We start from the raw sequence: 9277 nt of genomic DNA, 5'->3' as shown, positions 1-9277 counted from the left end.
TTCCTCTTCCGTATGCAGGCTCCAGTGGAAAATGCCGCTGACGCGACCGGACGCAGAAACTTGACCAGATGGCCGGCCGCGTCAACCTCTCAAGCCATAACAAATGCGTGCCGGCGGCGCCGCGGCAAACTCCGGCTTTGACAAATCCTGCCAGCTTGATATCATTTGCATACGAATGAATTTTCCGACCCCTGTGCTGGAAGGATCTTTCGAAGTACCAGCTCTGGAAGGCCTCTTTTCGGGAAGGCAAAGCGTGATCCGTTACGCGAAACCCACCTCGGTCGACGAAGCGCTCGCTTTGCTTGGCGAGGGCGCCTGGCGCATCCTTGCCGGTGGCACCGATTTCTATCCGGCACAGGGCAGCAAACCGATCCGCGACAATGTTCTCGACATTAACGGCCTGGCGGCGCTGTGCGGCATTGCCGAGGCGAGCGACCATTTCGTCATCGGCGCGCGCACGACCTGGACCGACATCGTCCGCCATCCCTTGCCGCCGGCCTTCGAGGCGCTGAAGCAGGCGGCGCGAGAGGTCGGCTCGGCGCAGATCCAGAACGTCGCCTCGGTCGCCGGCAATCTCTGCAACGCCTCGCCTGCCGCCGACGGCGTGCCAGCCCTGCTCGTCCTCGATGCCGAGGTCGAGCTGCGCTCGGTGGCAGCGACGCGGCACCTGCCGTTGCAGGACTTCATTCTCGGCAACCGCCGCACGGCTCTGCTGCCCGGTGAGATGGTCACGGCGATCCGCGTGCCGAAGCCCAGCGGCACGTCGGCTTTCGTCAAGCTCGGCGCCCGGCGCTACCTCGTCATTTCCATCGCCATGGTGGCAGCACGTCTGGCCGTCGACAATGGCACCGTCCGGCAAGCGGCGGTCGCGGCCGGCTCCTGTTCGGTGGTGGCCAAGCGGCTGGCCGGCGTCGAAGCCGCGTTGTGCGGGCTGCCGGTGGATGGCGAGCTTGCCGATGCGGTCCTGTCCGCGCCGATGAGCGAACTGTCGCCGATCGCCGATGTGCGCGGCAGCGCCGAATACCGGCTTGATGCAGTGCGCGAGATTGTTGCCCGCGCCGTGCTTGCGGCTGTGGGGCGGACGACTGGCGAAGAGGTGGCGGCATGAGCCAGGTTCAACCTGACGTGCGTGAAGCAGTGCCCGACCTGGGCGCCGTTCGGCCTGCTCGCGGCCCGGAGCGCGTTGACATCGCCTTCGAGGTCAATGGCAGCGCCGTATCGGTCAATGTGCCGCCGCTGCGCCGACTGTCCCTGGTGCTGCGCGACGAACTGGGGCTGACCGGCACCAAGGTCGGCTGCGATGCCGGCGATTGCGGCGCCTGTACGGTGCTGGTCGACGGCGATCCCGTCTGCGCCTGCCTGATGTCGGCGGCGTCCGCTGCCGGCGCATCGGTGACGACAGTTGAAGGGCTTGCCAACGGCCGGCTGTCGACGTTGCAGGCCTCTTTCCTTGCCCATGGCGCTGCGCAGTGCGGGATTTGCACGCCCGCCCTGTTGGTTGCGGCGACGGCTCTGCTGGAGAAGAAGGCGAGCCCCACCGAGGTCGAGGTACAGGACGCGCTCGGCGGAATTCTGTGCCGCTGCACCGGCTACCGGAAGATCATTGCCGCAGTGATGGATGCCTCCCTGCAGGCAGCAAGCCTGGATTTCCGCTTGCCCCGGTCAGGCCACGCGATCGGTTCCTCGCCCATCCGGCTCGACGGCGTGCCGAAGGTCACCGGGGCTGAGAAATTCGGCAGCGATTCCTTCCCCGCCGATGCACTGGCGGTACTGGTGATCCGCTCTCCGCATTATCACGCCAGCTTCGCCTTCGGTGACCTCGATGGCTGGGCGAAGGCACATCCCGGTGTCGCCGGCGTCTTCACCGCCGCCGACATTCCGGGAAAAAACTGTTTCGGCGTCATCGGCCCCTTCGCCGACCAGCCGGCACTGGCCGAAGGGTTTGCCCGCCTTCGCGGTGAGGCGGTGGCGTTGGTCGCTGGCGAGCGCGAGGCGATGCTCGATATCGACCTCTCGGATTTTCCGATCCGCTGGACCGAATTGCCGCATGTTCTCCAATCCTGCGAAGCGCGCGCCGGCGGTGCCAAGCTCATCCATGAGAACAGACCGGCAAACCTGCTGACCTCCGGCTTCGTCGAACGCGGCGATCCGGAAGGGGCCCTTGCCGGTGCAGCGTTCACGGTGTCCGGCGTCATCGACACCTCCTATGTCGAGCACGCCTATATCGAACCGGAAGCCGGCTATGCCTATGTGGACGGCGACACGCTGGTCGTCGTCGCCTGCACCCAGGCGCCCTATATGGACCGCGACGAGACGGCGAAGGTGCTCGGCCTTGCCGTCGACAAGGTGCGCATCGTGCCGACCGCGACCGGCGGCGGTTTCGGCTCGAAGCTCGACGTCTCGCTGCAGCCGCTGATCGGCCTTGTGGCGATGAAGACTGGGCGGCCGGCGGCACTTGCCTACACCCGCACCGAATCGATGATGTCGACCACCAAGCGCCATCCGGCCGAGATGAAAGCAACCATCGGCGCCGATGCCGACGGCCTTGTCACCGGCATGATCTTCGAAGGCGATTTCAACACCGGCGCCTATGCAAGCTGGGGCCCTACCGTGGCCAACCGCGTGCCGGTGCACGCCTCCGGACCTTATGCGACGCCGAACTACCGCGCCGAAGGCCGCGCCATCCATACGCATGGGCCGATCTCCGGCGCCTTCCGCGGCTTCGGCGTGCCGCAAGCGACGATCATGCAGGAGACCCTCTATGATGAGCTGGCCGGCAAGCTCGGCATGGACAGGCTCGATTTTCGCTTGAAGAACTGCCTTCGGAACGGCTCCGAAACGGTCACAGGACAGCTTCTGGACTCCGGCGTCGGCATTGCCGAATGCCTCGAATCGCTGCGGCCGCACTGGGCGCGCGCGGCGGCCGATGCGGAGGCATTCAACAGCGCCAACACAGATAGAAAGCGCGGCGTCGGCGTCGCGTCCTGCTGGTATGGCTGCGGCAACACCTCGCTGCCCAATCCGTCGACCATTCGGGTCGGCATCGCGGCCGACGGCACGGTCATCCTGCACCAGGGCGCGGTCGATATCGGCCAGGGTTCGAACACGGTCATCGCCCAGATCTGCGCCGACGCGCTCGGCCTGCCGCTGGAGAGATTCCAGCTGAAGAGCGCCGATACATCAATTACTCCCGATGCCGGCAAGACATCGGCCTCGCGCCAGACCTTCGTCACCGGCAAGGCGGCCGAGAAGGCCGGCCGCGCCTTGCGTGAAAAGATACTTCGTTTCGCCAATGTTTCGGAAAAAGCCGCTCTCCAACTCGACGGCCCGGCGATCGTCATCCGCGAGGGAGAAGCCACGCGCCGCATCGACCTCACGACGTTGGATCTGGATGCCGAGGGCTTCGTCTTCCGCGCCGAGGAGACCTACGACCCGCCGACGCTGCCCCTCGATGCCAAGGGCCAGGGCAAACCCTACGCCGTTTACGGCTATGGCGCGCAGATCGCCGAACTGGAGGTCGATCTCAAGCTCGGCACGGTGAAGCTGATCAAGATCACCGCCGCGCATGATGTGGGCAAGGCGATCAACCCGCTGCTGGCCGAAGGCCAGATCGAGGGCGGTATCGCGCAAGGCATCGGCATGGCGCTGATGGAAGAGTACATCCCCGGCCGCACCGAGAACCTGCACGACTATCTCATCCCGACCATTGGCGACGTGCCGCCGATCGAGACCATCCTGATAGAAGTTCCGGATCCGGAAGGACCCTTTGGCGCCAAGGGTTTGGGCGAGCATGTGCTGATCCCGACTGCGCCGGCAATCCTCAACGCCATCCGCCACGCCACCGGCGTTCTGATCACCAAGGTTCCGGCGACGCCGACGCGTATCCGCGCTGGCATCCGCGAAAAAGATGGCATCCGCGAAAAGGAGGCACGCCGATGAGCGAGCTTGCCGAACGCTTCGAAACCCATGATCCCGGTGAGAAGCTGGTGGCGGAGAAGATCCGCTGCGATGCCTGTCCGGTGATGTGCTACATCGCTGATGGTCGCACCGGCGCCTGCGACCGCTACGGCAATGTCGGCGGCAGGATCGTGCGGATGGACCCGCTGACCATCCTCGACCATGCGGCCGAGGCCGGCGCGGCAATCGTGCCGTTCGTCGCCGAGGGCGAACAATGGGACGGCGAACTGGTCAACACCGGCCGCCGCTTCGTCACCGCAATCGGCGCCGGCACCACCTATCCCGACTACAAGCCGGCGCCGTTCATCGTCAGCCAGGAAGTCGAAGGCGTCGATCTCGTCACCGTCGTCACGGAAGGCATTTTTTCGTACTGCGGCGTCAAGGTGAAGATCGACACCGACCGGCATATCGGACCCGAGACGGCTATTGTGCGATCGCAAGGCGAGGCAATCGGCCATGTCACGACGGGCGAGTATGGCTCGCAGATGCTGTCGCTGGGCGGCGTGCATCATCTGACCGGCGGCTCGAAGGCCGAAGGACGCGCCACCTGCGACGCGCTGCTCAATCTGTGCAACCGCAAGCCGGTGGAACTCGCCATCGACGGCGGCGCCACCATAACAGTCGAAGCCGGCAAAGCGCCTGTCATCGACGGCAAGCAGGAACATCGCATGCGCGTCGGCTGCGGCTCGGCGACCATCGGCATGTTCGCCACGCAATGGCGCGGCCTTGTCGACGAGGTGGTGGTGGTCGACGACCACATCACCGGCGTCGTTTCCGAGCATCAGGCCGGCAAGGTGCTGGGCTGGCAGGACACAGGGATAAAGATCATCGGCCGCCGTTCGACGCCGGGCCGCTATTTCAAGGTGTCCGAGCCAGGCCTCGGCTGGGGCGGCACCAGCATTTCAGACCCGCTGTCGATCCTTGGCGAGTGGAACGCCAAGAAGGGTGCGCGGCCGGGCCTGTCGCTGCTGATGGTTTCGACCACCGGCGAGCAATTCGCCTATTACGAGCTCGACGACGAGTTGAAGCCGGTGCAAAAACCGTTTCCGGAACGGCTGCAAAAATCGGTCGGCCTGATCGAGGACAATTGCGAGCCGGCTTTGTGCACGGTGCTGTTCATCGGCGGCGCCGGCGGTTCGCTGCGCGCCGGCGTCACCGAAAACCCGGTCAATCTCACCCGCTCGGTTCAGGGCCTGACCACCTATGTCACGGTCGGCGGTGCGCCGGTCTATGTCTGGCCGGGCGGCGGCATCACCCTGATGGTCGATGTCACACGGGTGCCGGAAGGCGCCTTCGGCTATGTGCCTACACCGGCGCTGGTGGCGCCGATCGAATTCACGCTGCGCCGCGACGACTATGTCAGGCTCGGCGGGTACGAGGCCGAGATCCGCAGCGTCGAGGATATTGTCGCAAAAGGCGGTGAGTACCTGAATCCGCGCCGCGGCACAGGCGCCGAAACCAACAATCCATGGCCGCCACTCGCGCAGCTACGTCGTGCCGGCTCGAACGGGGCCGGGTGATGCAAGGCCCGCAAGCCCATTGGCTGCAGGACGGCAAGCGGCTGCATCTCAACCACGGGCCGATCGACCTGATCGTCGAGGTTTTTGGTGAGGCGGATGAATGCCGCCGAGCCTATGAACAGGCCATAGCGCGGTTCCAGACGATCCTGGTGGAGCTGGTCGAGGAACTCCCCGAATTGCGGCTGCCGGCGTTTTTCCTGGCGCCGCGCACCTTCGCCGGCCCGACGGCGCGCCGCATGGAGGCAGCCGTCATGCCCCTGGCGGAATGCTTTATAACTCCGATGGCGGCCGTCGCGGGATCGGTAGCCGACGAAATGCTCGCCGCATTGCTTGCCGGTCGCAAGATCGAGCGCGCCTATGTCAACAATGGCGGCGACTGCGCGCTCCATATCGGCAAGGGCCAGTCGATGGGTCTGGCGGTTGCCGGTACCGGCAACGGCATGACCGACCGGATCACGATCCGCGCGGAAGATGGCGTTCGCGGCGTCGCCACCAGCGGTTGGCGTGGCCGCTCCTTCTCGCTTGGCATTGCCGACGCCGTCACCGTTCTGGCGCGGACCGGCGCCGAAGCCGATGCGGCGGCGACGCTCATCGCCAACGCGGTGGACCTGCCCGGCAATCCCGCCATCAAGCGCATTTCCGCACACGAACTGTCGCCCGACAGCGATCTCGGCTCGCGGCTGGTGACGCAAGGCGTCGGCACGCTTGCCCTTGGCGAAGTGGCGCGCGCGCTGGACAATGGCCTTGCCGTCGCCGAAGATTTTCGCCGGCGGGGGCTTATTGCCGGGTCGGCGCTGTTTCTCGGCGGCGAGATCCGCATCAGTGGCTCGGTTGCGCTTGCCGCGCCCAACGAAACTTCGAGGGAGGAAGTTGCCCATGCCTGAGTTTCCGATCCGCAAGATCGCGGTTCTGACCGAAGAGATCTTTCACGAGGGCGGGCCGGTGGCCAAGGTGCCGCGCCGCCGTGCCGCCGCCATGGCGCTGGTAAAGAACCCGTTCGCCGGGCGCTATGTCGAGGAGCTGCAGAGCGCCATGGACGATCTCAAGCCGCTCGGCCTGCTGCTCGCCGACCGGCTGATCGCGGCGCTCGGCGGCGACGTCAAGCAGATCGACGGCTACGGCAAAGGCGCCATTGTCGGCACCGCAGGTGAGCTGGAACACGGCGCCCTCTGGCATGTGCCCGGCGGCTACGCCATGCGCGAGCGGCTCGGCGACGCCAAGGCGATCGTGCCGTCGGCCAAGAAGGTCGGCGCTTTCGGTTCGAAGCTCGACGTGCCGCTCGGCCACATCAACGCCGCCTATGTGCGCAGCCATTTCGACGCCATGGAAGTCGGCATGTCCGATGGTCCGTGCCCCGACGAGATCCTGTTCTGCCTCGCCATGACTTGTGGCCCGCGCATCCACGATCGCATGGGTGGTCTCGCGGCCGATGACATCAAAGCCTGGGATGGGCTGCGGTGAGCGGCGAGGACAATCTGCTCAAGCTGGTCGAGGTCGAGGCGCCGGACGACCAGGATTACCTCCTGCAGGAGCAGGTCGGCTTCATCCTGCGCAAGGCGCATCAGCGCCATGTCGCGATCTTTGCCGCGCATATCGGCGATCTGACGCCGCCGCAATTCGCGGCGTTGGCCAAGCTGCGTGACGTCGGCGAGACCTCGCAGAACCAGCTCGGCACGCTGATCGCGATGGATGCGGCGACGGTGAAGGGCGTCATCGACCGGCTGAAGGCGCGCGGCCTGGTCGAGCTTTCCAGGCACGAGGTCGACAAAAGACGGCTGCTGGTCAATCTGACCGCGGCAGGCCGCGATGCCATCGAGCGCCTGATCCCGCTGGCGCGCGAGATCACAAAGGAGACGCTGGCGCCGCTCTCGGCCAAGGAGATCACCACCTTCATGAAGCTGCTGGTGAAGCTGGCTTAGACCCGCCGGGCGCCAAAGGAGGCACCCGGCAGGAAGTTTGCCTCAGAGGCCGTTGTCCTTCAGCACCTGGGCGGCGTTTTCCTTGGTGATCTTCTCGGTTGGCAGGGTAATGGTCTTTTCGACTTTCTCGCCGTTGAGGAACTTGATCGCCTGGCGCAGGCCTTCGGCACCGGGAGTGACATAGGTGAAGGTCGCCGTCAGCTCGCCCTTGTTCACCATCTGCACGCCTTCATTGGGCAGGCCGTCGATGCCGATGAACTTGATGTCCTTCTCGCGGCCGACATCCTTGGCGGCGAGATAGGCGCCATAGGCCATCGGGTCGTTGTGCCCGTAGACGAGATCGATCTTCTCGTTGCTCTTCAGCGCGTTGGCCATCAGATTGTAGGCCTGGTCCTGCTTCCAGTCGCCCGATTGCTGGTCGAGCAGATATTTGATGCCCGGCTCCTTGTCGGTGAATTCGTGAAAGCCGTCATGGCGGTCATGCGCCGGCTGGGTGCCCATGCCGCCCCAGATCTCGACGACATTGCCTGCAGCCTTGCCCTTGCCGCCCAGCAGTTCGACGGCATATTCGCCGGCCGCGCGGCCGATCAGCGCGTTGTCGCCGCCGACGAACTGCGTGTAGTCCTTGGTGTCGACATTGCGGTCGAGCACGAAGACCGGGATCTTGGCGTCGATCGCCTGCTGCACGACGCCGGTCAGGCCGGCCGATTCCTTCGGTGACACCAACAGCGCATCGACCTCCTGGCGGATCAGGTTCTCGACATCGGCGACCTGCTTTTCGGTCTTGTCCTCGCCGTCGGTGATGATCAGCTCGACCTCGGGGTGCTTGGCGGCTTCGGCCAGGATGTCCTTGTTGAACTGCGCGCGCCAGGGCTCGATGGTCGTCACCTGCGAGAAGCCGATCTTCCACTTCTTGTCCTGGGCATAGGCATTGCCGGTGGTCAGCAGCGCGGTGGTGGTCAGCAGTGCCGCGGTCACGGCGGCAAGCTTCAGCATGTCACGTCGTTTCATTTTTTGTTTCCTCCGAGATTGAGAGACGGTGTCTCTTGCGACGGCCGCTTTGCCGCGGCCGTTTCCTTGTGCGCCGATTGCCCGCCGGGCAGGCGCAGATAGGCCAGGAGATCACCGGCATTGCGCTCCTGCACGAGCACGGTGCCGATGATGATCATCCCCTTCAGCACCAGCTGAAGGTTCGAATTGATGTTGTGGAGCTGCAGGATGTTGGAGAGCAGACCGAAGATCAGCACGCCGCAGAACGTGCCGATGAGGCTGCCGCGCCCGCCCATCAGGCTGGTGCCGCCTATGACCACAGCGGCAATGGCGTCGAGCTCCAGCCCGGCGCCGGCATCCGGCTTGCCTTGCCGGTACTGCGCGACATAGAGCACGGCGGCAATGCCGGCGAGCAGCCCGGAGACGGCATAGGTGGCGATCTTGACGCGGCCGGCGGCGATGCCGGAGAGGCGCGCCGCCTCCTCGTTGCCGCCGATGGCATAGACATAGCGGCCGAACGGCGTGAAGCGCAGCACCGCGCCGTAGATCACGATGGCGCCGAGGAAGAACAGGCCCGGCATCGGGATGATGCCGAACACCAGCGAGCGCAGGATCTCGAAATCGGCGGTGGCGTTGGAGCCGGTATAGACCGGCAGCACCGCATTGTTCTGGCCGGCGGTCAGCCGTGCGATGCCGAGCGCCGTCACCATCATAGCCAGGGTGACGATGAAGGGCTGCAGCCGTCCGGCAACGATGATGAAGCCGTTGAGCGCGCCGAACAGCAAACCAACGCACGGCGCCACCAGCAGCACGCCGAGCACGCCGAATTTCGGCTCGATCTGCGGCAGCAGAAACCACAGCGACAGGCAGCACAAGACCACGCCGACGACG

General features: G+C 65.2%; 8 protein-coding genes. 6 read left to right on the top strand and 2 right to left on the bottom strand.

The genetic code is table 11. The features are described from left to right. Positions 1–253: 253 nt before the first annotated feature. From EN879_RS13355 to EN879_RS13330, 6 genes are read left to right on the top strand one after another with little or no spacing between them, the layout of a single operon-like run. Positions 254–1108: a xanthine dehydrogenase family protein subunit M gene (locus EN879_RS13355; RefSeq protein WP_063170426.1), complete on the top strand. Its 855-nt coding sequence runs from the start codon at positions 254–256 to the stop codon at positions 1106–1108. Next, positions 1105–3939 (top strand): molybdopterin-dependent oxidoreductase, encoded by a 2835-nt coding sequence (locus EN879_RS13350; protein WP_063169736.1) that lies wholly within the window; start codon positions 1105–1107, stop codon positions 3937–3939. Before EN879_RS13355 ends, EN879_RS13350 begins: the two co-directional genes overlap by 4 nt. Then, positions 3936–5477, top strand: a complete 1542-nt coding sequence (locus EN879_RS13345) for a hypothetical protein (RefSeq protein WP_063169735.1) — start codon at positions 3936–3938, stop codon at positions 5475–5477. Before EN879_RS13350 ends, EN879_RS13345 begins: the two co-directional genes overlap by 4 nt. Next, complete coding sequence (locus EN879_RS13340; RefSeq protein WP_063169734.1) at positions 5477–6361, top strand: thiamine biosynthesis protein ApbE; 885 nt, start codon at positions 5477–5479, stop codon at positions 6359–6361. The genes EN879_RS13345 and EN879_RS13340 overlap by 1 nt, the downstream gene beginning before the upstream one ends. After that, the gene (locus EN879_RS13335; protein ID WP_013528453.1) at positions 6354–6938 is read left to right on the top strand and encodes an amino acid synthesis family protein; all 585 of its coding nucleotides are present in this window, start codon (positions 6354–6356) and stop codon (positions 6936–6938) included. Before EN879_RS13340 ends, EN879_RS13335 begins: the two co-directional genes overlap by 8 nt. Then, positions 6935–7396, top strand: coding sequence for a MarR family transcriptional regulator (locus tag EN879_RS13330; protein ID WP_063169733.1), 462 nt, complete (start codon positions 6935–6937; stop codon positions 7394–7396). Before EN879_RS13335 ends, EN879_RS13330 begins: the two co-directional genes overlap by 4 nt. A gap of 42 nt (positions 7397–7438) precedes the next feature. Here the strand turns inward: EN879_RS13330 and EN879_RS13325 are convergent, their stop codons facing one another. After that, the gene (locus EN879_RS13325; RefSeq protein ID WP_013528455.1) at positions 7439–8407 is read right to left on the bottom strand and encodes a substrate-binding domain-containing protein; all 969 of its coding nucleotides are present in this window, start codon (positions 8405–8407) and stop codon (positions 7439–7441) included. Further along, positions 8404–9277 (bottom strand): ABC transporter permease (locus EN879_RS13320; protein WP_164774400.1); only part of this gene is annotated, 874 nt, incomplete at its 5' end. The genes EN879_RS13325 and EN879_RS13320, both read right to left, overlap by 4 nt.

This window comes from Mesorhizobium sp. M7A.F.Ca.AU.002.02.1.1 (assembly GCF_003998535.1).
GTDB lineage: Bacteria > Pseudomonadota > Alphaproteobacteria > Rhizobiales > Rhizobiaceae > Mesorhizobium > Mesorhizobium ciceri.
Note: the sequence above shows the minus strand (reverse complement) of the source record. Positions and strands in the feature narration are given on the sequence as shown.

Coding starts and splice junctions, on each gene's coding strand:
- EN879_RS13350 (WP_063169736.1), top strand. CDS start 1,105: ATGAGCCAGGTTCAACCTGACGTGCGTGAAGCAGTGCCCGACCTGGGC.
- EN879_RS13345 (WP_063169735.1), top strand. CDS start 3,936: ATGAGCGAGCTTGCCGAACGCTTCGAAACCCATGATCCCGGTGAGAAG.
- EN879_RS13340 (WP_063169734.1), top strand. CDS start 5,477: ATGCAAGGCCCGCAAGCCCATTGGCTGCAGGACGGCAAGCGGCTGCAT.
- EN879_RS13335 (WP_013528453.1), top strand. CDS start 6,354: ATGCCTGAGTTTCCGATCCGCAAGATCGCGGTTCTGACCGAAGAGATC.
- EN879_RS13325 (WP_013528455.1), bottom strand. CDS start 8,407: ATGAAACGACGTGACATGCTGAAGCTTGCCGCCGTGACCGCGGCACTG.